Raw genomic sequence first — 246 nt, 5'->3', positions numbered from 1 at the left:
ATGTAGATTTAAAAAAGGTTTTATCGGCATAGAGATGGTTTAAACCGCACTTGTGTTAGAAGTGAGAGAAGGGCGTATGTATATATTTATCCCGCCTACCAGTCACTTCGAACAATATATGGGCTTATTAAATGCTAATGAAAAAGTAGCTAAAGGATAAACTATTCCCGTCGTCATAGAAGGGTATACGCCGCCAAAAGATAGCCCTGTTGAAAAATATGCGGAGACACCGGATCCAGGTGAAAT

At 39.4% G+C, this 246-nt stretch carries 1 protein-coding gene; it reads left to right on the top strand.

What is annotated here, in order from left to right; genetic code table 11:
* Nucleotides 1-52: 52 nt before the first annotated feature.
* Nucleotides 53-160, top strand: coding sequence for a hypothetical protein (locus V6255_RS18165; RefSeq protein ID WP_341629394.1), 108 nt, complete (start codon nt 53-55; stop codon nt 158-160).
* The last annotated feature ends 86 nt before the right edge of the window (nt 161-246 follow it).

Origin of the sequence: Psychromonas arctica (assembly GCF_038155225.1) — a bacterium.
GTDB lineage: Bacteria > Pseudomonadota > Gammaproteobacteria > Enterobacterales > Psychromonadaceae > Psychromonas > Psychromonas arctica_B.
Note: the sequence above shows the minus strand (reverse complement) of the source record. Positions and strands in the feature narration are given on the sequence as shown.